Origin of the sequence: Pontiella agarivorans, from assembly GCF_034531395.1 — a bacterium.
GTDB lineage: Bacteria > Verrucomicrobiota > Kiritimatiellia > Kiritimatiellales > Pontiellaceae > Pontiella > Pontiella agarivorans.
Genome location: NZ_JARVCO010000002.1, coordinates 246,982 through 272,077 on the forward strand (window position 1 = coordinate 246,982; position 25,096 = coordinate 272,077).

21 protein-coding genes and 1 tRNA gene are annotated in these 25,096 nt (G+C 52.9%); 16 read left to right on the forward strand and 6 right to left on the reverse strand.

Annotated features, from left to right (window positions below; translation table 11 throughout):
- Window positions 1-4: 4 nt before the first annotated feature.
- The 6 genes from tatA (P9H32_RS00930) (at window position 5) to P9H32_RS00955 (ending at window position 6,592) form a co-directional block, all read left to right on the forward strand.
- Window positions 5-232, forward strand: coding sequence for a twin-arginine translocase TatA/TatE family subunit (tatA, locus tag P9H32_RS00930; RefSeq protein ID WP_322606980.1), 228 nt, complete (start codon window positions 5-7; stop codon window positions 230-232).
- A 68-nt stretch (window positions 233-300) separates the two neighbouring features.
- Window positions 301-1,137, forward strand: coding sequence for a CAAX prenyl protease-related protein (locus tag P9H32_RS00935; RefSeq protein ID WP_322606981.1), 837 nt, complete (start codon window positions 301-303; stop codon window positions 1,135-1,137).
- Window positions 1,138-1,231: 94 nt separating this feature from the next.
- Window positions 1,232-1,323 (forward strand) — tRNA-Ser (locus P9H32_RS00940).
- 553 nt (window positions 1,324-1,876) lie between these two features.
- Entirely contained in the window at window positions 1,877-3,739 is a 1,863-nt protein-coding gene (locus P9H32_RS00945) for a hypothetical protein (RefSeq protein ID WP_322606982.1), read from the forward strand.
- A gap of 139 nt (window positions 3,740-3,878) precedes the next feature.
- Window positions 3,879-5,180, forward strand: a complete 1,302-nt coding sequence (locus P9H32_RS00950; RefSeq protein WP_322606983.1) for a homoserine dehydrogenase — start codon at window positions 3,879-3,881, stop codon at window positions 5,178-5,180.
- Window positions 5,181-5,245: 65 nt separating this feature from the next.
- Window positions 5,246-6,592: an aspartate kinase gene (locus P9H32_RS00955; protein ID WP_322606984.1), complete on the forward strand. Its 1,347-nt coding sequence runs from the start codon at window positions 5,246-5,248 to the stop codon at window positions 6,590-6,592.
- A gap of 95 nt (window positions 6,593-6,687) precedes the next feature.
- On the opposite strand, the gene ppc is transcribed toward P9H32_RS00955, so the two are convergent.
- Window positions 6,688-9,348 (reverse strand): phosphoenolpyruvate carboxylase, encoded by a 2,661-nt coding sequence (gene ppc, locus P9H32_RS00960; RefSeq protein ID WP_322606985.1) that lies wholly within the window; start codon window positions 9,346-9,348, stop codon window positions 6,688-6,690.
- A gap of 148 nt (window positions 9,349-9,496) precedes the next feature.
- Here ppc and P9H32_RS00965 point away from each other — a divergent pair, with 148 nt between their 5' ends.
- On the forward strand, window positions 9,497-10,351 hold the full coding sequence (locus tag P9H32_RS00965) for an SDR family NAD(P)-dependent oxidoreductase (protein WP_322606986.1): 855 nt from the start codon (window positions 9,497-9,499) through the stop codon (window positions 10,349-10,351).
- On the opposite strand, the gene P9H32_RS00970 is transcribed toward P9H32_RS00965, so the two are convergent.
- Complete coding sequence (locus P9H32_RS00970; RefSeq protein WP_322606987.1) at window positions 10,287-11,246, reverse strand: lysophospholipid acyltransferase family protein; 960 nt, start codon at window positions 11,244-11,246, stop codon at window positions 10,287-10,289. The two genes, P9H32_RS00965 and P9H32_RS00970, sit on opposite strands and share 65 nt — an antisense overlap.
- Before the next feature lie 63 nt (window positions 11,247-11,309).
- On the opposite strand from P9H32_RS00970, the gene P9H32_RS00975 reads away from it, so the two are divergent.
- The 4 genes from P9H32_RS00975 to tatA (P9H32_RS00990) all read left to right on the forward strand — a co-directional run bounded on the left by P9H32_RS00975 (window position 11,310) and on the right by tatA (P9H32_RS00990) (window position 13,011).
- Entirely contained in the window at window positions 11,310-11,957 is a 648-nt protein-coding gene (locus P9H32_RS00975; protein WP_322606988.1) for a hypothetical protein, read from the forward strand.
- A 108-nt stretch (window positions 11,958-12,065) separates the two neighbouring features.
- Window positions 12,066-12,278 (forward strand): hypothetical protein, encoded by a 213-nt coding sequence (locus tag P9H32_RS00980; protein ID WP_322606989.1) that lies wholly within the window; start codon window positions 12,066-12,068, stop codon window positions 12,276-12,278.
- Window positions 12,279-12,309: 31 nt separating this feature from the next.
- Window positions 12,310-12,753: a hypothetical protein gene (locus P9H32_RS00985; RefSeq protein WP_322606990.1), complete on the forward strand. Its 444-nt coding sequence runs from the start codon at window positions 12,310-12,312 to the stop codon at window positions 12,751-12,753.
- 12 nt (window positions 12,754-12,765) lie between these two features.
- Entirely contained in the window at window positions 12,766-13,011 is a 246-nt protein-coding gene (tatA, locus tag P9H32_RS00990) for a twin-arginine translocase TatA/TatE family subunit (RefSeq protein WP_348534442.1), read from the forward strand.
- 30 nt (window positions 13,012-13,041) lie between these two features.
- On the opposite strand, the gene P9H32_RS00995 is transcribed toward tatA (P9H32_RS00990), so the two are convergent.
- On the reverse strand, window positions 13,042-14,226 hold the full coding sequence (locus P9H32_RS00995; RefSeq protein WP_322606991.1) for an ROK family transcriptional regulator: 1,185 nt from the start codon (window positions 14,224-14,226) through the stop codon (window positions 13,042-13,044).
- Window positions 14,227-14,325: 99 nt separating this feature from the next.
- Window positions 14,326-14,727, reverse strand: coding sequence for a hypothetical protein (locus P9H32_RS01000; RefSeq protein ID WP_322606992.1), 402 nt, complete (start codon window positions 14,725-14,727; stop codon window positions 14,326-14,328).
- Between the two features lie 200 nt (window positions 14,728-14,927).
- Here P9H32_RS01000 and P9H32_RS01005 point away from each other — a divergent pair, with 200 nt between their 5' ends.
- The 3 genes from P9H32_RS01005 to lysS all read left to right on the forward strand — a co-directional run bounded on the left by P9H32_RS01005 (window position 14,928) and on the right by lysS (window position 18,208).
- Complete coding sequence (locus tag P9H32_RS01005) at window positions 14,928-15,500, forward strand: hypothetical protein (protein ID WP_322606993.1); 573 nt, start codon at window positions 14,928-14,930, stop codon at window positions 15,498-15,500.
- Between the two features lie 70 nt (window positions 15,501-15,570).
- Window positions 15,571-16,626 (forward strand): tRNA (adenosine(37)-N6)-threonylcarbamoyltransferase complex transferase subunit TsaD, encoded by a 1,056-nt coding sequence (gene tsaD, locus P9H32_RS01010; protein ID WP_322606994.1) that lies wholly within the window; start codon window positions 15,571-15,573, stop codon window positions 16,624-16,626.
- Window positions 16,627-16,765: 139 nt separating this feature from the next.
- Window positions 16,766-18,208 (forward strand): lysine--tRNA ligase, encoded by a 1,443-nt coding sequence (gene lysS / locus P9H32_RS01015; protein WP_322606995.1) that lies wholly within the window; start codon window positions 16,766-16,768, stop codon window positions 18,206-18,208.
- A gap of 172 nt (window positions 18,209-18,380) precedes the next feature.
- On the opposite strand, the gene P9H32_RS01020 is transcribed toward lysS, so the two are convergent.
- Window positions 18,381-19,046 carry a hypothetical protein gene (locus P9H32_RS01020; RefSeq protein WP_322606996.1) on the reverse strand — a complete coding sequence of 222 codons (666 nt, stop codon included), beginning with the start codon at window positions 19,044-19,046 and terminating at the stop codon, window positions 18,381-18,383.
- A 487-nt stretch (window positions 19,047-19,533) separates the two neighbouring features.
- On the opposite strand from P9H32_RS01020, the gene P9H32_RS01025 reads away from it, so the two are divergent.
- Complete coding sequence (locus P9H32_RS01025; RefSeq protein ID WP_322606997.1) at window positions 19,534-21,126, forward strand: ABC-F family ATP-binding cassette domain-containing protein; 1,593 nt, start codon at window positions 19,534-19,536, stop codon at window positions 21,124-21,126.
- A gap of 193 nt (window positions 21,127-21,319) precedes the next feature.
- Window positions 21,320-21,766 carry an REP-associated tyrosine transposase gene (locus P9H32_RS01030; RefSeq protein WP_322606998.1) on the forward strand — a complete coding sequence of 149 codons (447 nt, stop codon included), beginning with the start codon at window positions 21,320-21,322 and terminating at the stop codon, window positions 21,764-21,766.
- Window positions 21,767-21,926: 160 nt separating this feature from the next.
- Here P9H32_RS01030 and mfd read toward each other — a convergent pair whose 3' ends face one another.
- Entirely contained in the window at window positions 21,927-25,055 is a 3,129-nt protein-coding gene (gene mfd, locus P9H32_RS01035) for a transcription-repair coupling factor (RefSeq protein ID WP_322606999.1), read from the reverse strand.
- Between the last annotated feature and the right edge of the window lie 41 nt (window positions 25,056-25,096).

Sequence of the window (25,096 nt, forward strand, 5' to 3'; positions counted from 1 at the left end):
TGAAATGCAAACATTAGCCATTGGCATGCCGGGCGGACCGGAACTTTTAGTAATTCTGTTTATTGTGCTGTTACTGTTCGGAGCAAAAAAACTGCCGGAATTGTCACGGTCGCTGGGAAAAAGTCTCGGCGAATTTAAAAAAGGGCAGAAGGAAGGTACCCTGCCGGACAGCTCGGAAGACGAGGTTGAAAAACAGGAAATTTCCTCGTCAGACGAGGATCGTAAGGAGTGACCCAATGAAATCGGGCCGCCGTTTCCAGACCATGGAAAATGCGGCTCTTTTTCATGGTCCGCAGGCCCATGAGCGAACGACAGCGCACAGAGCTTTCTCCGGAAGAGCAGAAAGAAAACGGGAAGGCCGTTATTGCCCACGTTCTTCCCTTTGCCATTTGGCTGACCATGATGGTCTGGTTCAGCGATTATAACGCTCGAACCATCGGCGGTCTGATTCTGCTGGCGGTGTTCCGTCCTTGGCGGTGGTATCCAAAGCTCAACTGGAAAAATATCCCGGCGGCGATCGGGGTCGGATTATTTATTTTTATCGTCTGGGTTGGATTTGAGGCGCCTTTTGTTCAGCAGAAAGCTCCGGAATTGACCGAGTGGTATGACCGGCTTTTTGTGGATCCGATTATGAAGCCGTTTAAAACCCGGGAACTTTACGAGGTTCCGCTTTCGGCGGAATCCATGGAAATCCAGGAGGCCGTCGCATTGGGCGAAACGGTTGAGCGGACGAAGTTGCCCTATGAGGTGATTGAGAAGGGCGAGCATGCGGGGCTGCATGAATATGATCCGCGTGTGACGGGCTGGTTGGCATTCTGGGTGCATATGTTCGGATCGTCGGTGATCATCGCGATTATTGAAGAATTTTTCTACCGTGGATTTCTGTATCGCTGGATGCAGGGCAGTCCGTTTTTTAATATTGATGCCGGTATTCTGAACTGGCCGATGCTGATTCTGATTTCGTTCTTTTTCAGCGTGTCGCATTTTGAGCTGGGCGCGGCGGTTATCTGCGGTTTGGCCTATGGACTGCTGTACATCAAAACGCGTGATATCTGGGCGGCAATTATCGCGCATGGAACGACTAATTTTGTACTGGGCCTCTACGTTTTGAAGTACGGGCAGTATCACTTTTGGTAACCGTTTTTTCAAATGCTGGGATGAGGGTTGTTTTTGGCTAAAAACCGCTTGCAAAGCCCGGAGTGCTCATCTATCTTCCCTCCTCACTTTTAGCGGAAAGATGACTGAGTGGCTGAAGGTGCTGGACTGCTAATCCGGTGTACTCCTTACGGGGTACCGAGGGTTCGAATCCCTCTCTTTCCGCCATTATTTAAACCGCCGGTTTTGCCGGCGGTTTTTTTTGTCTGCAGTTAACCGCCGATTAACGGAATCCCGCCGGATCTTCTTTCGTTTCTCGAAACTCGACGTAATGTTCTGTGCCTTTATCCATTTCGCTCTGACAGTAGACATGCTCCCGTTTTGTTAACAGACCCCGGGAATAACCGGATGTCTTATGAACCGCTGCAAACCTGAATATACCGAAAAGAGCGAATCTGAATGGAAAAAATATTATAATTAATAAGGAAATGACCATATTCCCCGTGGGGGGGCTCTTATAGCCTGATAAGTCAAAAGTCATTTGTGTCATTAGAGCGGATGATTCGAATATTCGGGGGAGTGCAAGGCAAAGCTGTTTAATGTCGACGGTCTGTTTGGTGTCAAAGAGCGCCGTATGGGCAATACAATGAACTTTCAAGAGATATAGATCCGGAAAATGCCTATGGGATTATAGTGCTGATGTAAGGGATTAAAATTAAGGATAATAGGCAGAATCTTTGTATCTTTGTACCATCAAGTTAAATAGAGCAGGAGGGTATCGATGGACGTAAAGAGGGATGGAAAAGCCAAGGGAGTTGTCAAAGGTGCGCCAAGCGGGTTTGTGATCAGTTTGGGCATCCATGCTGCCGCGTTTTTTCTGGCAGGGCTTTTTGTGGTGTTCACAGTGGTTCAGAAAGAGGAGAAAAAATTTGTTCCGCCAAAACCGGTGGATCGTCCGAAAATGAAGCTGAAGAAGCCGAAGGTAAATGTGAAGAAGTCATCGAAACCGAAGCAGACACAGCGGATTGTGACTCAGGTTCGGAAGGCCAGTATGCCGGATATCCAGTTACCGGAAATGAGTGGAATCGGTGATGGGCTTGCGGGGGATATCGGCGGGTTTGAAATTGTTCCCAATCTTGAAGAGGTAACGCTGTTCGGTGGTGGTCAGACAATTGGTAATGATTTCGTCGGAACGTTTTATGATTTTAAACGTGATCGGCAGGGGCGACCCAGAAACTCTACGGACACGGACAGCTTTAAAACAGATATCGCCAAATTCATTCGCAGTGGCTGGCGGACATCCGCGCTGGCTCAGTTCTATCGTTCTCCAAAAAAACTGTATGCTACCTCATTTATGGTGCCCACCGTACGTTCCTCCACGGCACCGACAGCTTTTGGGGAACCGGAGACCGGAGGCTGGTGCTGGATGGCGCATTATAAAGGTCAGCTGGTTCACAAGGACGGCATCACCTTCCGTTTCCGGGGGCAGGGCGATGATATTCTGGTGGTGCGTGTGGACGGCAAAGAGGTGCTGAATGCCAGTTGGCCGGGTACGGCCGAGGAAATTTCCAAGTGGCAGTCTAATGATTCAAAAAACCGGACCTACAAACTCGGAAATAATACTGCGGTTATCGGAGACTGGATTACGTTGGAACCGGGGGTTCCGCTCGATATGGAAGTCATTTGCGGGGAAGTGCCCGGTGGTCATTTTGATATGATGCTGGTGGTTGAAGAAGAGGGGGTGGACTATGAACTCAATTCGCAACAGGGGCCCATTCTTCCCATGTTTAAAACGGCGGAGCCGAATCATGATCTGCGGGACCGGATTTATGAACATTTAGTCGAGGGAGAATGTTTTATTGAGGGCGGTCCGGTGTTCAGCGATTTTACTTCGGGGGGAAATGTCGAAGTTTTGGATGCCCCGGCTGTGGATGTTGAGCCGGCTGTTGCTTCCTCTGAAAGCCCGGAAGAATCCGCGGTTCGGCTATGGTCGCTTAAAAACGGTGAAATTCTGGAGGGCATATATGTCAGTTCAATCGGCAAAAGCGTGGTGCTGAAAAGCCTTCAGGGAAAACAGATGAAAGTGCCGGTGGATGAGCTGAACGATGAAGATCTGGCATTCATTACGCTCGCGAATCCGCCGGAGTTCGAGATTGGCTTCACGAAGCAGAGTTCTCAGCGAATCATCGAAACTTCTCCGTTTCTTAATGAAGAGGCTCCGCGTGTCTTTGACTGGACGTTTGGTTTGAAGATCCGGCAGGTCAATACCCGGGAATATCCTCATCCGCTCACCATCGAAATGTTTGCTGTCGGTGAGCAGTATCTTGATGATGATAAGTTTATTCTGCTGGATCGTCAGGTTACAGAATTTGTTCCGACAAAAGAAAACGACCGGGAAAAGGTGTTCAGGAGCAATAACGCCGTGGAACTGATGAATTACAATATGCATTCTCAGCAGTTCGGTCATAAGTATATGGGATATTTAATTACCGTAACGGATGCCCGTGGCGAAATTATTCAGTACGAAGCATCGAACGACTGGCTTTTCCTGGGATTGGAAAATCTGAAGAAGGTTCCCTTGGGCGGATTTTTCGATAAAACTTGCCGGAGGGTTCATCCGTCGGGGCCGAAACGGGACTATTAACCCGATCCATATCGGCTTTAAAATACGGGGGTTCCGGTTTGTGGAGCCCCCTTTTAATGTCCTGAATTGGCTTGAGTCGAAAAGTCAAATCACTATGGTTGCGCTTCTCTTTTTTTGACCAGAAAGCAGGATATTATAGATGAAAGAAATCAAAATCGGCATTCTCGGATTCGGCACAGTTGGGGCCGGTGTTGTGGAAGGGATTCAGAAAAATGGAAGCCTGATGGCCGAGCGTACCGGGATTACTCCGGTAGTTGCTAAGATTGCTGATCTCGATATTACAACCGATCGCGGAATCACTGTGGATGATGGGGTGCTGACGACCGATGCGATGGCGGTAATTGCCGATCCGGAAATTGATCTGATTGTTGAGTTGGTCGGAGGAACCTCAATTGCGCGGACCTTCACGCTCGAAGCTCTGAAGCAGGGCAAGCCGGTCATTACCGCCAATAAGGCGCTTCTGGCGGATTACGGCGCGGAAATTTATAAAACTGCACGGGATAACAATACCGGGATCTATTACGAGGCGGCCGTCGGAGGCGGTATTCCGATTCTGCGGTCCCAGCGTGCAGGGCTGATTGGAAACCAGATTGAAAGTATCTACGGAATCCTTAACGGCACCTGCAACTATATCCTCACACGAATGGAGCGCGAAGGCCTTCCTTTTGATGAAATTCTGGCCGACGCACAAGCGCTCGGTTATGCTGAAACCCCGCCGGACCTGGATATCGATGGGATCGATACAGCACACAAGGCCGTTGTGCTGGCATCGATGGCCTATGGCGCCCCCGTGCCTATGTCGGCCTGCCCGACCAGCGGAATTCGCGGACTCTCTGCCTCGGAAATCGAAAATGCCGATGAATTGGGTTATCAGATCAAGCTGCTGGCGATCATCAAAGACAATAACGGCGAAGTTGAACTTTCCGTGGAACCGGCACTGGTTCCGAAAGAGCATATGATTGCATCGGTTGCGGATTCCTTTAATGCCGTTTTTGTGAAGGGCGACATCGTTGATGATACCATGTATTACGGTCGTGGTGCCGGGCGTTTGCCGACTGGGTCGGCCGTCATCGGCGATATTATGGAAGCAGCATCCGATACCCTGAACAGGGTCGGTCCGCCGGTCAGCGTTACCATGATGCTGCAGAAAACGGAGCTGAAATACTGTTCGGCCGATAATATTGAGAAGCGTTGCTACATTCGCCTTTGTCTGGAAGACAAGCCCGGAGCGATGGCCAAAGTGATGAATATTTTTGGTGAACATAATATCAGTATTGCATCTGTGGTTCAGAAAGAGCGTCATGAAAGCGGTCGTGCGCCGGTGGTGATGCTGACGCAGAAAGCCAGAGAATCGGAATTCGTCGGGGCGATGAATGCGATCCAGGCACTGGATGTGTCCTGCGCCGAACCGATCCGTATGCGCCTTGAAGACTTTGGATAATTCATGATGAACCCCTAAACACAGACGATGAAGTCTGTGTGCGAGGGTTTGAAAGAAGGTAAGATATGAAAGTAGTTAAATTCGGCGGCTCCTCCGTCGCGAATGCAGAGCAGATTTCCAAGATTATTGACATTGTGGTATCCGATGCTGATCGCCGCATGGTGGTGGTGTCGGCTCCGGGAAAACGTTTCAGCGAGGATACCAAAGTTACTGATCTGCTGATTGCGCTCGGCGAAACAGTGCTGGCCGGAGACGACTATGAACCGGCTTTGGAAGAAGTGGTCGGCCGGTACGGCGAAATCCGGCAGGAACTGGATCTGCCGGAAACGATCATTCAAACCATCCGGGCCGATCTGCAGGGACGTATTGAGAACCGCAGCTCCAACGACTTGCAGTTTATGGATACGATGAAAGCCTCCGGTGAGGATAACAACGCCAAGATTATTGCTGAAGCATTCATCAAAAAAGGCTGCCCGGCAAAATATGTCAACCCGGGCGCTGCCGGAATGCTGCTTTCTGACGAATTCGGCAACGCCGAGGTGCTTCCCGAATCTTTCGAGAATCTCGCTAAATTGAAATACGAAGCGGAGATTATCATTTTTCCGGGATTTTTCGGTTGTACCAAAAGTGGTGAAGTGGCGACGTTTCCTCGCGGCGGTTCTGACATCACCGGGGCTATTCTTGCGGCCGCTGTGAAGGCTGAAGTCTATGAAAATTTCACCGATGTGGATTCGGTCTGTGCAATGGATCCGCGGATTATCGACAACCCGCCGGCGATCGATTGTATGACGTACCGCGAAATGCGGGAGCTGGCCTATGCCGGTTTCGGCGTTTTTCACGATGAGGCCATTATTCCCGCCGTTCATGCCGAAATTCCGATCTGCATCAAAAATACCAATAATCCGTCCGCACCGGGAACCATGGTGGTCCCTTCTCGCAAGCCGGAGCTCGGTTCGGTGGTCGGCATTTCCAGTGCTGACGGATTCAGTGCGATTTACATCGATAAATATATGATGAACCGCGAAGTCGGTTTCGGCCGGCGTTTACTCCAGATCCTGGAGGATGAAGGGATTCCTTTCGAGCACACGCCATCCGGTATCGATAACATGTCGGTTATCCTCCGCACATCGACGCTGTCTGACAAGGAAGCTGCTGTGCTCAGCCGGATCGAAAATGAGCTGGATCCGGATAAAGTGGTGATTGATCACGGCCTTTCGCTGGTTATGGTGGTGGGCGAAGGCATGCACTATACGCCCGGGATGGCCGCGAAAGCCACAGAGGCTTTCCATGCCTCCGGCGTAAACCTGGAAATGATTAACCAGGGGGCTTCCGAAATCAGCATGATGTTTGCTGTGAAAGATACGGATCGCATCATAGCCATCCGTTCTCTGGGCGCAGCGTTTTTCGGTTAGACATTTCCAATCGCTGGAAATGAAAACGGGTTTCCAATCATTGGAAACCCGTCTTTTTTTTCCGGCCGTTGGATAGGGCCTTTCTCGACAGAAAATCAGCCGGTATTTTTCATCGCGGCGGAAATGCCGGCAATGGTCACCATCAGGGCGTCTTCCAGTACTTCGGGATGGTTTTCATCTTTTTTGATCCGTCGCAGCACTTCACCTTGCAACAGGTTCAGCGGGTCGGCATAGGGATTGCGGACGAGCACCGATGCTCGCAGGGTTTCCCGTTCAGTTTTCACCGGCAGGTTTTTCACAATGTGTTCTGCAGTCTGTTTGGTGAGTGCCAGTTTTTCGCGGAGTGTGCGGCCGAGCGGTTTCAGTTCATCTGATGCCAGGCAGTCGTCGTAGTATTCCGCAACACGTGCATCGGCTTTGCACAGGACCATATCGAGCATATCCATGAAAAAATAAAAAAACGGCCACTGCTCAATCATTTCCTGAAGAACAGGTTCTTTTCCGTCATCCACGGCGGCTTTCAGGGCTTCTCCGATGCCCAGCCAAGCGGGCAGCATCAGGCGGATCTGCGTCCAGGCGAAGACCCAGGGAATGGCTCGTAGGCTTTCAATGCCCCTGCCGGTTTTCCGTTTAGCCGGACGGCTGCCGATATAGAGCCGTCCCAGTTCCTGTTCGGGGGTAACCTGCCGGAAATATTTCACGAAGTCAGGATGGTCCCGGACGATATCGCGGTAGGCCGTGCACGAAATATCCGACATCCGGTCCATCAGTTCCCGCCATTCCGGGCGGGCAACGGGCGGCGGGGCCAGCGTGGCTTCCGTGACGGCGGCCGTATATTGCATCAGATTGAAAACGGCATTGTCCGGGATGGAATATTTCTGCTGAATCACTTCGCCCTGTTCCGTAACCCGTATACGGCCGTCAACGGTTCCCGGGGCCTGGGCGAGCAGGGCATGCTCAACCGGTCCGCCGCCGCGGCCCACTGAGCCGCCGCGACCGTGAAACAGGTTCATCCGGATGCCGAATTCCTTTGCCACACGGGTGAGTGTTTCCTGGGCTTTATACTGAGCCCAGCTGGCGGCCAGTTTCCCCGCATCTTTACCGGAATCGGAATAACCGATCATCACTTCCTGATCGCCCTGAATATCCTGAGCATACCACGGAATGGAAAACAGGCGTTCCATCGTTTTTCCACAGTTTTCCAGATCGGCCAGCGTTTCAAAAAGCGGAACAACGCGCAGCGGGCGGGTGATGCCGGCTTCTTTCTGCAGCAAGCGTACCGCCAGTATGTCCGAAGGTGAACCGGCCATTGAAATGACGTAAGCGCCCAGTCCGTCACGCGGCAACGTGGCCACCACATCCAGAGTATTCATCAGTTCCTGCTGTTCCGGGGTGAAAGGCATATCGGCCGGAATCAGCGGGCGCCGGTTTTGGCATTCGGCAATGAGGAAGGTCTGGCGTTTTTCTTCGTCCCATTCTTTATAGGAACCAAGTCCAAGATATTCCGTAATGGCATTGATGGCCTCTTCATGACGCGGTGCTTCCTGCCGGATATCGAGGCGGGCGAGCGACAGTCCGAAACACGAGACGCGGCGGATCAGGCTGAGAAGGCTTCGGTCGGCGATCAGATCGCCGTTGTTTTCCTTGAGAGAGCGGTAGCAGATTTTGAGCTGCTCGAGCAGTTCATCGGTGTTGTAATAGATGTCGGTTTTCGGAATGCCCTTTTTGCCTGTCAGTCGGGCCTCGCACCATTTTTTGGTGAGACTCATTTTAGTGCGGATACCACGCAGAAATACCCGGTAGGGCTCGCGGGCATCGCCCACACAGCAGGCGCGCAATTCTTCGCTGCAGTTTTCCATGGAAAGACGCAGGATGAGTTTGTTGATTTCCCGGTGATAGAGATCGGCTGCCATCCAGCGCGAACGCAGAGAAACCTCTCGGGTCACTTCGGCGGTTACATTGGGGTTTCCATCGCGGTCGCCGCCCATCCAGGAGGCAATGCGGATCGGGCAGCAGTCGATCGGCAGCTTTTCGCCCAGTGTCTGTTCCGCGATACGGTCAAGGCTTCGCATGTAGCGGGGCACGGCCTCCCAGAGAATTTCCTCAATAATGGCCATGCCCCATTTGGCCTCTTCAACGGGGGTGGGGCGGGAGCGACGGATTTCATCGGTCTGCCAGATGGCGGTAATCAGGATTTCCAGATCGGAGCGCAGTTCGGCCTGTTCAAAGGGGGTGAGATTCAGTCGGTCCTGCTTGGCCAGCAGGCTGGATATTTTACTGTTTTTCTGAATCAGCGTGCGCCGTTTAACCTCGGTTGGATGGGCCGTCAGCACCAGTTCAATTTCCATGCGGCTGAGCGTTTCAAGAATCTCTTTTTTCGGGATGCCCTGTTCGACCAGTTCGGGCAGCAGCTCTTCGAGTTTGCTGTACTGTTCGCTCAAAGCGTCTTCGGCATGGTTGCGGTGACAGCGCATCGAGTGATAGTTCTCGGCAATGTTGGCCATATTCAGAAAGTGGCCGAATGCCCGGGCCAGCGTCAGGGTATCCTCATCATCCAGTCCGCGAATCAGTTCCCGCAGTTTTTGCGCCGCACCTTCATCCTGATCGTTGCGCGAAGCTTTTGAAAGCGCGCGGATTTCCTCGACCCGTTCATAGAGTCGCTCGCCCGCCTGAGCTTTCAGGGTGCGTCCGAGGATTTCGCCGAGTAAGCGGATATCTTTTCGCAACGGGGTTTGTGTTTCGTCCAGTTTTACCATGATTTTTCCGTCCGTGAATTTCGGGAAAGGTACCGGGAATCCGGCGCGTTGCAATTTTAAATGGTATAAAATTGGTCCGGTATCAAGGCGGGCCGGTCAGGGTGTGGTTCTTGACCTGCCGCGGCAATTCCGATTTTATGGCGGGCTTATGAAAGCTGCCCAGGTAAAACAACGTACCGTATTGGTGACCGGATGCTCGTCGGGAATCGGCGAAGCGACGGCGTATTTTCTACGTGATCAGGGCTGGACGGTTTTTCCGACGGCGCGGAAAGCCGATGATCTTCAGACGCTGAGAAATGCAGGCTTTGATGCACTGGAACTGGATCTCGGAAGCAGTGAGTCGGTGCAGTCCTGCGTGCATACGCTGCTGGAAAAAGTTCCGGAAGGGCTGGGCGGTTTGGTGAATAATGCCGGAATGGCGATGCCCGGTGCGGTGGAGGATCTAAGTCGCGATGCACTTCGACGGCAGTTTGAGGTGAATGTATTCGGATTGCAGGAGCTGACCAACGGCCTGATTCCGACTTTCCGGGCGCAGGAATGGGGGCGTATTGTGACCGTCAGTTCCATCTATGGCGTGATTGCCGCTCCAATGGTTGGAAATTACTGCGCTTCCAAATTTGCGGTTGAAGCGCTGGCCGACGCCCAGCGGGTTGAACTTTCCGGAAGCGGGATTTCGCTGAGTCTGATTGAGCCCGGTCCGATTGTGTCTGCATTTCGGCGCAATGCTGCGGCCGCGCTGGAAGAGAATGTGATTTCGGATGATGTACGTTATGCGGAAAATTACCGCAAAGAGGCGGCACGGCGGAAGAAGCAGTATAAAAAAGTCGATTTTATCAACCGTCCGCCGGAAGACGTGGCGAAGAAAGTTTTCCATGCGCTGGAAAGTTCACGTCCGAAACGCCGCTATGTTATCACTCTGCCGGCGTACCTTGGCGCGTTTATGGCGCGTTTTGTTCCGACGGCGCTGGTTGACCGGGTGATGGCTCGGGAACTTCCTCGATAAAGGGATCGAGCACCCAGCGCTTATTATACCAGAAATACTGCTCCGGCCGTTTCCGGATTTCGTTTTCATACATGGTCATGGTCAGCTGGGTCATGCGCTGCCAGTCGTCTTCGCGGCTGAGTGCGAAATCCGGTTCGATGGGATCAAAAAGAATGCAGCGGTGCTGAGTCCAGGATTCGCGGTAGACCACCATCGGAAAAATCGGCACCTTGGCCTGCCGCGCAAACAGGGCCATACCTCCGACCATGTTGGCTTCCTTGCCGAGAAACTGAACGGCGATACCCTTTGTTCTCGAGCGCAGATCATTGGTCATGGCCAGCACCTGACCGGTTTTCAGTTTTCGCATGACCTTTCGCAGCAGCATCGGGTCGTCGCGCGGCAGGGCCTGTTCACCGGTGCCGCCGCGTAGGCGGTTGATGAATTGATTGAAGAGCGGGTTGCGTTGTACGCCGACAATAAAAAAGAGCGGAACATCAAATACCTCCGAGGCACGTCCGCCGAGTTCCCAGCTGCCCATATGCGGTGTGGCGCAGACGGCACCCCGACCGCTTTTCAGAAATTCATGCAGCCGGTCGGATGCGAGCTGGAAATCGGTATATTTCCGGAAACGCGCCTGGGTCCAGAATCGGTAGCGCAGGACATCGACCATGTTGAAAAACATATATCGCATGGAGAGGAAGGCGATGCGGTTGACCTCCCGGGCGGGCAGATCGCTGCCCAGTACTTCGCGGATGCGTTCTTTTGCATTTGCGACACGCCAGCGGACCACGTAGAAGGCCAGCCAGCCAAGGCCGGCCCCCAGGGCCAGAGCGAGGCGGTAGGGCAGGATATTGAAGCAGAACTGAAAAAATTTCAGTGCGGCATATTCAGCGATGTGTTTGGGGCGATAGTTCATAGGCGAAGGATAGTAGGTGAGCGCCGGCTTGTTTTCAATCTAACAGGAAGATAGCCTTTGCCTATGAAAAAAAGATGGAACACCTCGCTGTGTATACTGCTGGTTCTGGCCGGATGCCGGTCTTATCAGCCCGCATCGGTTTCCGATGGGGCGATTTGCAATCCGAATGTCGGCTGGAACGGATATTCCATACGCGTTCCCGACGGCGTTCAGAGGCTGCGTTCGTCGGCCGACGAAAATGTGCCGGACCGTGAAGAGGAGATCCGCGAACGTTATCGGGAAGCGAACGAACGCTATGTGGCTGATTATCACACGTCCTATTACGAACAGTTTCTTTTTCAAAATTCGGCGCGGTCTTTTTATCTCAGTTTTATCTCGGAGACCTATAATTTTTCCAGAGGTTGGAACAGTCTGACATCCGTTGATAAACAATATATTATACAGAAAATGATCAATCGGAAGAAGGTCATCATCAACGATACTGCGGCGTATTCCGAACAGCTTGAAATCAATGGGCAGCGCGGGTGGTATATCAGCGGAAGCCGCAGGCCCTATTTCCAGAAAAATGCCGAGCCGACAGCGTATGAGGGGATATTTCTGATCGGTAATTTGAAAGAGGCGTTCTGGATCGAGGCCTTCGGGGAAATCACTGCACGTGCGGAGATGAAAACACGTGTTTTTGAAATGGCGGAGAGTCTGGAGGTGCAGTAACTGTATTTCCAGGATTTGGAATGCGGGCGAGGGGTTAAACATTGTTTAGCATGTCTGTTTGGCCTACATTCCGGCGTCACTATTTTGTATGGAAACAGGTTGGGAAAGATGATGAAACGATTGCTGCTCCTGATTTTATCTGCAGCGGTATTCACCGGTCGGGCTGGCGAAAAGAAGGATGATTCGGGCGGGGAAGGTATCCGTCGGCCGGCCCCGTATGTTTTCCAGCGTTTGGAAAACTGGCGAAGAACAGCAACAGCCCGATTATCGGTGATGTGGAGCACTGATTCGTGTGGAGGAACAGAAGCACGGATTCCCTGATCGTATTGAAACGATCATATAGGAGAAGTAGATGAGGTATTTATTTTTGGTAGTTTCGGTTTTGCTGCTGGCCGGTTGTGCTGCACCTGAGCCTCCGGCTGAACCGGTGGTGGATCCCGCTGCCTCCATGGAGTTTCTGCAACCCGGATTGCGTCCGGATGTGCTGCTGTTTCCGGAGTATATGCTGATGGAAGAGTACGAGCTCAATCAGCACGGCCGGATTCCCCAGACGGAGCTGATCGGGGCCGGATTGCGGACAAAGCTCAGTTTGGCCACCGTGCGGAAGGAGTACAGTGATGTTCTGGCCGACAAGGGGTGGAGTATTTCCACTATGGAAATTGACCGGCAGGCCTTTCGGCTTATCGCGCAACTGAACGATCAGACTGTTGAAATCCGGGGGGTTCAGGGACGGGGGCCGACGGAAGTTTTTATTCTATACAGGTCCGGATCTGCTGTCGGTGATGAAGAATTTTAACGGAGATTGATTATGAATATATTAGCCCTTGGTATGCCGGGCGGTTCAGAACTGCTGGTTATTTTATTTATTGTGCTTCTGCTTTTCGGGTCGAAAAAACTGCCGGAACTTTCCCGCTCGCTCGGTCGCAGTCTCGGAGAATTCAAAAAAGGGAAAGAAGATCTCGAGCATGAGTTGCGCACGGTTGAAGAAGATCTGAAAAAATCGACTGATATTCAGGAAGAGCTTGCCGCTGAAAAAAAGGAACATGCTGAATAAAGCGGCCGGTTTGCCGATACTGATTTGCAGCTAAATCAGCGAGCGAACGAGAGGGACCGGATCGTTCATAATGGCGTCGAGGACCAGACAGGCGGCACCGAAAACGGAGTCGTTATCGCGGCCGGAGACTTTGATGCGGACATTTTTTCGCGGCTGTTTCAGAGCACGCTCATCGACGACGGATTTGGTTGTTTCGAGCATATAGGGAAGAACGGGGCGCATGGCACCGCCGAGCACTACCGTGTCTAAATTGAACAGATTCACCAGATTGGCAATGCCCAGTCCGAGCATTTCAGCCATTTCATCGACGACCGGAATCAGTTTTTCATCCTGATCCCGGAGTGCTTTCGAAATCTGCTCCAGATCAATGGACTGCAGGCCGGCTTTGCGGGCGAGGGCGGTGATGCCGACTTCGGTCACCCAGCATCCCCGGTCACCGCAGGTGCAGGTTTCGCCGTCCGTCCTGATTTTCATATGTCCGGCCTGTCCGGCAAATCCGGAGCTTCCGTGGAAGAGCCGTTCTTCGAGCATGAGTCCGGCGGCCATGCCGACGCCGATGCTGAGATAGGCCAGGTTCCGGGCTTTGGAACGGTCGGAGTAGGTGTGATACCCAAGCGCGGACGTATTGGCCTCATTGTCGAGATAGACCGGAATGCCGAAATTGTTTTCCCAACGTTTTTTGAACGGGACATCACTCCAGTTGAGGGTCGGAGCATAGGTGAGTACGCCGTTTTCTGAATCGACGAGTCCAGCAAGGCCGAGGCCGATGCCCAGTGGATTGAGTCCTTCGCCACGGCCCCAGTTGAGGGCATCCTGCACCAGCCGTTCGGCCAGCTGGATGCTTTCGTCCTGCGGTTGGGCGGCTGAAATTCCGGCGGACTGTTCCCAGAGAATTTTTCCGTTGAAGTCGGCCGCGATGACGATGATGCGGTTGATGTCGATTTCAGCTCCGACGGCAAAACCGCCGTTGGGGGCGAGTTCAAGCAGAAGTCCGGGGCGTCCGGCACCGGTGCGACGGAATTCGGTTTCCACCACGAGCCCGGCGCTGAGCAGGTCGGTGACAATGTTGGAGGCCGTATTACGGGTCATGCCGAGTTCTTTGGCCAGGTCGGCGCGGGCCAGCGTTCCGCGTTCGCGCAACAGTTTAAGAATGGCTGACATATTCAGCCGTCGTACCGTAACCTGATCCGCTTTTTTGTGGTTTGCCCGCTGCATATCAACTCCATCTGTGAACGAAAGCCGGAATATAGGCTTTTTTATGAAGTGATGAGAAGCGATTTCCGGAAATTGGAAGAGTGGGCGGGGTGTTTGGGGCTATTCCGCGGCGTTGGCCCATTCTTCCACCTCGGGGTCGAGGTAGGCGTATTCCATCAGTTCTTCGGCCCAGTGTTCCCCCATGCCGGCCACGTGCCGGAGCATGCGGAATGCGATGACCTGTACCGCAGGGACCTCGGAATAGAGAGAATTGTTGAGACAGCGCCAGTGTGAAGGAACAATTTTTCGTGGATCGTCAACCTGTCGGTGGCAGCCTTCGCAGATGAATACACAACCTTCAACGCTGGGTTCTTCATCCAGCGGAGGGACTTCGTGGACCTCGAGTTTAACACCGCTTTTCCCGCAGAGTTCGCAGTGGGAACGGGAACGGCGGACGAGGTCTTTTGCATAGCGCGCCAGCATGTTCTGGCGGTAGAATTTTCCCTTGAATCCCGTGGACATGGTTTTTCCTTTTCAACAGATGAAGCGGGTAAAGATAAGGGATATTTTTCCAATGTCTGGAAAAAAAGCGTATTTTCCTCAGCTAGTTACCGCGAAAAAACAGTTGCGGACGCTTACTAATCCTTTAATACTGGCCGCCGTACAACAGTGTGTGTGGAACGGGTGTTCCGATAACTGGAAATTACACAGGAGACAGAGAAATGAAACAACTCGCCCTTGGCCTTTTGGCTCTCGCCGTAAGCATCGGATTCACCGGTTGCAAATCCGCCCCGAAAGCAGATTCGGATAAAACCATGTTTGATTACATGCAGGAAGAAGTCGGTAAAATCACGGAAAAAGGCGGTATGGCGTCTGTCGGTCTCGGTGAATCCCGCAACACCCAGCTGGCCATCACCAAAGCAAAAGTCGAAGCGCGTAAAAATCTGGCGCAGTTGGTTCAGGTGAAAATTGAAAACCTGGAAAAAGCGTTCATCGAAGAGGTGGGAGAAGCCAGCGGTTCTGAAATCAACGAGCTGTTCAGTTCGGCCACCAAGCAGATCACCGCACAGGAACTGCAGGGCACTGTGCCGAAAATGCAGAAATATGAAGCCAACGACGGTGTCACCACGGCTTATGTGCTGATGGTGCTCAATCCGGATGTTATTCCGGCCACACTTCAGAAAAGCGGTAATAAACTCTACGAGCGCTTCCGTGCATCAAAAGCTTTCGAGGAGCTTGATCAGGAAATCAAGGAATTCGAAGAGGCGGAACGCCAGGGTATGCTCGGCATGTAATCCGCAAAAAAAGCTAAAGTTTGAAAACGGGGCTTGAATCTCAGATTCAGGCCCCGTTTAACTACCCGCTATGAAAATCCTAGGAATTGAAAGCTCGTGCGATGAAACTGCAGCGGCCGTGGTTGAAAACGGTCGGCATGTTCTCTCCAATGCCATTTACTCCCAAATTGCCAAGCACCGTCCTTACGGCGGAGTGGTGCCCGAAATTGCATCGCGCAACCACGTGGCCAAACTGCCTTCGATCATTGAAGAGGCGCTGGAAAATGCAGGCGAGACCTACGATTCCATTGATGCGATTGCCGTGACTTACGGTCCGGGGCTGGCGAGTTCGCTGCTGATCGGTTATTCCGCAGCAAAAACGCTGTCGCAACGGCTGGATAAGCCGCTGATCGGAGTGAATCATCACGAAGGGCATCTGCATTCGGTTTTCATGATTGAAAATCCGCCGGCCGAGGAGGACGCCTATCCTATGCTGGGACTCCTTGTTTCCGGTGGTGACAGCAGTATGGTGCTGATGAAAGCGCCGGGTCATTATGAAATCATCGGCAGTACCATCGACGATGCTTCCGGCGAAGCGCTCGATAAAGCGGCGGCCATTCTGAAGCTGGGGTATCCCGGCGGACCGATTATTCAGAAAACCGCCGAGGGCGGAAACCCGAAGGCGATTCGTTTTCCACGCGGGCTGGAGAGTGTTGATCGGGGGAAGTGGGTGTATAAATATGCCCGCGACCTTTGCTTCAGTTTCAGCGGATTGAAGACCTCGCTGCTGACGTATGTGAAAAATCTTGATCATGAGCCGGAGGGTCAGGAGCTGGCTGATATTGCGGCCAGTTATCAGGAAGCTGTAGCTGATGCGCTGACGATGCGCGTGGAGCGAGCGCTTGACCGGTTCGAAATTAAAAGCTTCTCCTGTGCCGGCGGGGTTTCAATGAACCGGGTGCTGCGCGAAAAACTGGCGGCCCTTTCTGAAAAAACCGGTGTTACGCTGCTGCTTTGCCCGCCGCCGCTCTGTACGGATAATGCCGCGATGATTGCCGGCGCGGCCTATGAAAAGGTGCGGCTGGGCAAAGCTGCCAATGAGCCGATCGATGTAAATCCCAATCTGCGCCTGGCCGATTGGGAATAGTTTTTTTACCGCAGAACACAGACACCGTTAGAGATTCCTGAATGGAGGGGCTTTGCATTCTTCCGTTTAAAATTTTTCTGTGCATTGACTTGGGGGCGGGGAATGCTATGGTTTGCGGCCAATTTTTCAGGAGAAAATCATGAGCGAAGAAGTTTCCGGAAACGAATACCGCCAACAGCGTATTGAAAATATGAAAAAGCTTGAGGAGGCCGGTTTCCCAGCCTTTGGAAAAGCATTCGAGCGCACGGCGCGCCTTGCGGATCTGCATGCGGACTTTGAATTGGATAAAACCGTGAAAGCCTGCGGCCGGATTGTGGCGATTCGAAAAATGGGCAAAATGGCGTTTGCCCACATTTCAGACGGCTCGGCCAAATTTCAGCTCATGGTGAAAAAGGATGTGCTCGGCGAGGATAACTTCGCGGCGTTTAAACTGCTCGATCTCGGCGATTTTGTGGGGGTGGAAGGCGAGCTTTTCATTACCCGTACTGAAGAGGAAACGATTCGGGTAAGCAGCTGGACGCTGCTCTCCAAAGCCCTGCTTCCGCTTCCGGAAAAATTTCATGGTCTTACTGATGTGGAAACCCGCTATCGTCAGCGTTCGCTCGACCTGATCTCCAATGAGGAAGTGATGGACCTCTTCAAGAAGCGCACGCAGATCGTGAAGGAGATTCGTAATTTCCTGGACGGGCGCGGTTATTTTGAAGTGGAAACTCCGATGATGCATCAGATTGCCGGCGGGGCCTCGGCCAAGCCGTTTAAAGCGCACTATAATGCACTCAGTACCGATGTTTATATGCGGATTGCTCCAGAGCTGTATCTCAAACGGCTGATTGTGGGCGGTATGGATCGCGTATATGAAATGAACCGGAATTTCCGCAATGAAGGGCTCGATCGCACGCACAACCCGGAATTCACCGCGTTGGAAATCTATGAGGCCTTCGGCGACATGCGCACCATGCAGGAGCTGATTCAGTCGATGTTCACTCATCTGGCCGAAACCGTATTCGGTAAAATGGAATTTGAGTGGATGGGGAACACCATTAACCTGACGGCGCCCTGGCGTGAAGTGCCCTACTATGATCTCATTAAAGAGCACCTCGGCGAGGACTGGTTTGATAAGACGCTCGAAGAAGCCAGGACCAAAGCCGAAGAACTCGAAGTGCACATTGAAGACGATATGGACTTCAAGCAGGTGACTCACGAGATTTATGATAAGACTATTGAAGGAACACTGATCCAGCCGACCTTTATCACCCGTCTGCCGAAAGAACTGGTTCCGCTGGCCAACCACTGTGCCGACGATCCGGAACTGGTCGATGTATTTGAGCTGATTATCGGCGGTAAGGAAATTGCGCCGGCCTACAGTGAGTTGAATAATCCTGTTGAACAGCGAAAACGCTTCGAGGAGCAGGCCGCAGGCGATGGCTCAAAAATCGATGAAGATTTCCTGGAAGCGCTCGAATATGGAATGCCTCCGACCGGTGGAATGGGTATTGGCATCGACCGCCTGGTTATGCTGTTGACCGGCTCGGATGCCATTCGCGATGTTATTCTGTTTCCGCAGCTCAAGCCGCGCATATAGACGTGTGCTGATCTGTTTATAATGGGTGGGTCGGGCTCCGGGTCAATGCCCGGAGTGACGGCAGCACGCATACAGAGTCCGTGATTTTCCCATTAACGACGGTCTGTTTTCTCGGGGGTTCTTTGCGGAAAGTCCGTGGGCTTTCCGTCATCATTTCCTGAGCCCGAAGCGATTAGATGATAAGCTGACGTCGGATAATCAGGATGGAAATTCCCGTCAATGAAATCATGATTATGGATCTGGGTTCGGGAATAACGGATGCATTCAGGTTGTCGAGTTGCACGCCGAACATGGCATCTGCAGAGCCGCCGTTATCATAGTAATTTCCCTGTATTCCATAAGCGGTGATGGCCGTTAGATCCAATCCGGGGGTTGTTCCGGCCGTTGACGTGATTCCATCGTTGAAATCGACCCACGCAGAGGAGAATGTACTGGTGTTGAAGTCGGAGCTGGAAAAGTTGAATCGTTCACGGGTTCCGTCTGCATCCAACAGCAGCACTTGAATTACGTTTGCTCCATGGTCGGGCAGAAGGCGCGCTGTAAGTTCCAGAGCGATGGTTCCTGATAGGTTTAAATTCAGTCCGAGCGTTTCCGCACCTCCACTTACGGTTGGATTTCCGCCTTCCAGCGGGAGCACTTCCTGTCCGGAAACACTGCCGTCGGTGAAGGACTGAAACTGGTCAACCGGGGAAGCCCATGTGGATCCCGTATACGAGGATACGAGTGGATTTGTTGTTTCGAAATCTGAAATCAGTACATCGGAGGATGCTTCGACTGTGCAGCATGCAACTATAATGAGTACGGGGCTCAGCGACTTTATCGGAAGCCTGAATTTCATGTTAACCCTCCTTTGATATATTAGCTTTCTGAATAAGCATTTTTTATACCTTAGCTGAATGAATATTAAGTCCTTATCATCCGTTTTCGGTGAAGGGTAGCGAAGCGCTTCGGAGAGTGGTGGGCGGTATTTGCAGACCCGCTGCACCGCGAAAGAATGTATTGGAGCATAAGGGCGGTTTTGTTGCGGTTAGGAGAGAGGCGATGATTTTGACGGTTTCTATTAAGGGATCATGATCTGGAAATTTTTGGCAACGGTGGATCTGTGGGTCTGAACGGTGATCATTATTCTCAATTTGTCAATAAGGAGAAAATGTTGTGCTTTCGGAGAAGCTTGCCGACGCGGCCGTCAATCTCGTGTTTCATTACGTTTGTTTTCATTTAGACAGAATATCTTTTATCAAAATTCCTGTCGGTTCAATCGGCTGATCCTGTTATGAAAGCGCGCTCTTTAACCCGAATTTTTGATTAAACAGGATTTCTTATCTATGATTGCGACATCGAATATAACCATGCGCTTTGGTAAAGACGCCCTTTTTGAAGACGTCTCCGTCAAGTTTACCCCCGGCAACCGCTACGGCCTGATCGGAGCAAACGGTTCCGGAAAATCGACCTTCATGAAAATTCTGACCGGGCAACAGCAGCAGAGCGAAGGGGAAGTGGTCATCGGGAATGACTGCACATTGGGATATCTCCGGCAGGATCACGCCGCATTTGATGAATTTTCAATCATTGATACCGTGTATCAGGGTAATCCCGAACTTTGGAAAATTCATTGTGAGCGGGAATATCTCTACAATAAAGACGAGCTGACCGACGAAGAAAATGACCGGTGCGGCCATATTGAAGATGAGTTTGGCGAAGCCGGCGGATATACCATGGAGTCCGAGGCGGCGACGCTGCTCGTGGGCCTCGGATTTACGGAAGACCTGTTTGAACAGAATATGACCGTGCTGCAGGGCGGCTTTAAACTGCGGGTGCTGCTGGCGCAGGTGCTGTTCGGGCAACCCGATATTCTGCTGCTTGACGAACCGACCAACCACCTGGACATGGAGTCGATCGAGTGGCTGGTGGATCTGCTGAAGCGCTACACAGGGACCCTGATCACGATCTCGCATGACCGCTTTTTCCTGAACCAGGTCTGTACCCATATTGCTGACCTCGACTATCACGAAATCCGCATGTTCCCCGGGAATTATGACGACTTCACCATCGCGGCTCTGGATGCACGCGAGCAGCAGGAAAAGGCGAATAAGAAAGTCGAGAAACAGGCCAATGACCTGAAGGCGTTTATTTCGCGTTTCAGCTCCAATGCGTCCAAAGCCAAACAGGCGACGTCCCGCAAAAAACAGCTCGATAAGCTCGAAGTCACCAAAATCAAACCCAGCAGCCGCGTTTCGCCTTTTATCCGCTTTAATCCGAAAAACCGGCTGGGTGACAAAGTGATCGAGGCGAAGGATCTCTCCAAAACCTACGATGAAGTGTTATTTAAGGATTTTTCCTGCACCATCGGGCCGGAAGAACGCGTGGCGATTATCGGTAAAAACGGCATTGGAAAAACGACGCTGCTGAAAATTCTGTGTGATGAGCTGAAGAGTGATACAGGATCTATTATTTTCGGCGAAACCGTTGAAATCGGCATGTTTCCGCAGGACACGGCGGATCTGCTGGATCCGGCGGTCAGCGCACTGGAATGGCTCGGCCGTTTCGGTGACGGCGAATATAACGAAGTTGAGCTGCGCTCCTTCATGGGCCGCATGCTGTTTCGCGGCGAAGACGTGCTGAAAAAAGTGGGCGTTCTGAGCGGCGGCGAAAAGGCCCGTCTGGTTATTTCTAAAATGACCATGGAAGGGGGGAATGTGCTGGCGCTCGACGAGCCCACCAACCACCTCGACCTTGAATCCATCGAGGCGCTCAACTTCGGCCTGTCGCTGTTTCCGAATACACTGCTGTTCGTCTCCCACGACCACCGCTTTATCGCCACCCTCGCCACCCGCATTCTCGAAGTCACCGAAACCGGCATCATCGATTATCCCGGCACACTGGATGATTACGAAGCCATGAAGCGCAACCGGAAATAAAACCGGGGCGTTGGGTAGGGCGCGACCGCCGGGCGCGCCGCATGTCCGCGGAGCCTGAAGTAGAGCTGGCAGTTCGTGCATGCTGAGCGTGCGGCGGACGGCTCGGCGAGCCGTCCCTACCTTTCGGACCGCCCGGCGGACGGTCCCTGCCTTTGGGCTTGTCCGGCGCTTTTCTCGCATTTAATATTCTTTCATGCTTCCTGAAAGAAAAGGGCTTCCGCATGGCATTCCGTATTGGGTTGATTCCGGTTCGGAATATTTCATTACGATCTGCGCGAAACCCAGGGGCGTGAATCAGCTCTGCCAGGAAAGCAGATTTGAATGCTTACGTGATTCCCTTCAGTTTCGGCAGGATCGCGGGGACCTGTGGGTTCATCTCTGTTTGCTGATGCCCGATCACCTGCATGCGATCATGAGTTTTAACCGCGATGTCGGCATGCAGAAATCTATTACGGACTGGAAGCGGTACACCTGCACACAGTCCGGTATCCAATGGCAGCGCGACTTTTTCGATCATCGTCTCCGCGCCGATGAATCCTATATCGAGAAAGCGCATTATATCCGGATGAACCCGGTCCGCGCCGGGTTGTGTGAACAGCCCGAAGACTGGCTTTACGTTTGGGAAAACCGAAGCTGGTAACGTGCGATCGCCAAGTGATGCGACAGTGGTAGGGCGCGACCGCCGGGCGCGCCGCGAGTCTGCGGGGGCCGGAATATAGCTGGCAGTTCGTGCATGCTGAGGGTGCAGTGGACGGTTCGGCGAGCCGTCCCTGCCTTTCGGACCGCCCGGCGGTCGGTCCCTACCACTCTTCGGCTACGAGGGATATGATCTCTTTGAGCATGGGCGTGGTTTTGTCGCGGTTGAGGGTGGGGTGACGTCCGCCGTAGGTTTTGTACTTTTTCTCTTTGGACATCATGACCTGGAAATTACGGACGATGATCGATTTGAGGTCGTGTTCGGCGGCGGTGATGCGCAGTTCGGCGATGAGCATGAGACGCTGTACCTCCGGGGGCAGTTTGCCGAAGCGGTCTTTGATCTCGCGTTTCATCCGGGTGATTTCCTGTTTGGTGGCGAGAGCGGAAATCCGCTGGTAGAGGCGGAGCCGGAGGTTTTCATCCTCGATGTAATCGTAGGGAATAAAGGCGCCGTTTTCCCGGTTTCCAGACTTTGGAGAAAGGTCGAGGAAGTCGATTTTCACGGTGACGTCCATGAGCGGCGGCGGTTTTTTGCCCTGCAGGATGGCGATGGTGCGTTTGAGCAGCTGGCAGTAGAGGTCGAAACCGACGGCGGAGATATGGCCGCTTTGTTTGGCACCGAGCATATTGCCGGCACCGCGCAGTTCGAGGTCGCGCAGGGCGAGTCGGAAACCGGAGCCGAGGCCGGTGTAGCGCTTGATGGCGTTCATGCGGTCGCGGGCGGCGTCGATGAGGTCGCCGCCGGGGGTAAGCATCATGAAGACAAAGGCTTTGTGGTTGGAACGTCCGACGCGGCCGCGGAGCTGGTAGAGATCGGAGAGGCCGAAGCGTTCGGCGTTTTCAACGATCATGGTGTTGCAGTTGGGAATATCGACACCACTTTCGATGATGGTGGTGCAGAGCAGGATATCGAACCGGCCTTCGACAAAGGCGTGCATAATTTCGGAAAGTTCTTTTTCGCCCATCTGCCCGTGAGCGACGGCAATGCGGGCTTCGGGGACGAGGGCCATCAGTTTGGTTTCGACGGTATGAATGGTTTTGACGCGGTTGTGCAGATAGAAGACCTGTCCATTGCGGTGGAGTTCAGCGCGAATGGCTTCGGCGATGATTTCCTCGTCGTAAGGAATGACGTTGGTATCGACCGGTTGGCGTTCCTGCGGAGCGGTTTTGATGGTGCTGAGGTCGCGAACACCGGTGAGGCTCATATAGAGCGTGCGCGGAATCGGCGTGGCCGACATGGTAATGAGATCGACCTGTTTCCGCAGTTCTTTGAGGTGCTCCTTGGCGGTGACGCCGAAACGCTGCTCTTCGTCAATGATGACGAGGCCGAGGTTTTTAAAGTTTACGTCTTTGGACAGAATGCGGTGGGTGCCGATGAGGATATCAACTTCGCCCTCCAGGGTTTTTAAAAGGGTTTTGTTCTGCTGTGCTTTGGTGCGAAAGCGGCTGACCATATCGACGGTGACCGGAAATGCAGCCATACGTTCAGCACATGAGTCAAAATGCTGCTGGGCGAGCACGGTGGTGGGCACGAGTACCGCGACCTGCATGCCATCCATGACCGCTTTAAAGGCGGCGCGCATGGCGACTTCGGTTTTTCCGAAGCCGACATCGCCGCAGAGCAGGCGGTCCATGGGGCGCAGTTTTTCCATATCGCGTTTAAGTTCTTCGGCAGCAGTCAGCTGGTCGGCCGTTTCGGTATAGGGAAAGGCGGCTTCGAATTCGGCCTGCATGGCGGTGTCTTTGGAAAAACGGAATCCGCGTTTGGCCTGACGTTCGGCCTGGGTTTGCAGCAGCTGGGCGGCAATATCCTTTACGGCTTCTTCGGCCCCGGCCTTGTCGTTCCGCCATTTCCGGCCGCCGAGGGTGTGTGGTTTCGGCGCATTTTTTCCCATGCCTTTATAGCGGGTGAGCAGGTGGGCCTGGGTGACGGGAAGGTAGACTTTTTCGCTTTTAGCATATTCAATGGCGAGCACTTCCATGCTTTTGTCGGAAAAGGTGGTTTCAACGATGCCGAGATATTTACCGACGCCGTGCTCGACGTGCACGACAAAATCGCCGGGCTGGATGTCGGCCGCCTCGTTGACGCGCTCCTGTTTCTGAAAGCGTTTGGCCGTTCGGGCGTGGGCGCTGCGGTTGGTGTGGTAGGCATAGAAGTCGGCTTCGGTGATCAGCAGAATTTTCCGATCAAAATCCACCGCACTTTCATGGATTACGCCTTTGTGGAGTTCCAGGGATTGGAAGCCTTCGAGGTCGGAATAAAGTTCCGTGAAACGATTGAGCGTGCCTTCGGTTTCAAAAAAGAAATGGATATTCCAGTCATTGGATGCTTCGGCACAGCGTTGATCGACAAAGCGTCGGCGGGATTCTTCCGCTTCTTTGGGATGGGTGTCGTATGAAACGGCGACGAGCCCGGTATCGTAAAAGCTGAAACCGGTTTCTACAGGGCGATGCCGGGTCGATGATGTGACTTGTACGTCGTTAACGGTGAGCGTGTTTTCCGGAAGCAGGTCGGTGAGCGGGCAGGTTTCGTCGCCTGCAAAACCGAAGTCGAGCTGAGGAAGCTGGACGGATTCGGTTTTTTCGATGGAGCATTGGGTCTGGTCGTCGAAATAGCGGATAGAGTCGATTTCGTCGCCGAAGAATTCGATACGGACGGGGCGGGGCGAGCCGGGCGGCCAGCAGTCGAGGATGCCGCCGCGCAGGGCGGCTTCGCCCTGGGCATAGACTTCGATGCCGAATTCGTACCCGGCTTCGGTCATCCATGCGCAGAGTGTTTCAGGGTTGTGTTCTTCGCCGAGTTTCAGGGTCTGAACAGCCTGTTCCGATTTTCCGGAGATTGGAACGTCCTGCTCCATGGCCTGGGGGCAGGTGATGATGATGAAGCGTTGTTTCTCGGAGAGGAGTTGAACGAGTTTGAGGTGTTCGCCGAAGACCGCGGGGTCTTTTTCCATAGGTTGGAATAAGCAGGGGCGGGCGGATTCCGGTGATGCGGTGCCGCCTGTTTGCAGTAGACGCTGCAACGAAAGGAGTGATTCGTGGAGACGCTCCATTTCGCGAACGTCGGCTGCGATCCAGAGTACATTTTTTTCCAAGGTCTGGAACAGGTCGGCGCAGAGCAGAGCCTGAGCGCTGATCGGGGTGTCTGTCAGCTGAATGGAGCTGGTTGAAACGCCTTTAAGCACCTCTCCGTTTACCCGGAGGGTGCTGATTTTCTTCTCTTGAAATGACATGGCGGAAATGTAGGGGAAGAAATGGGATATGGGAAGGGTGG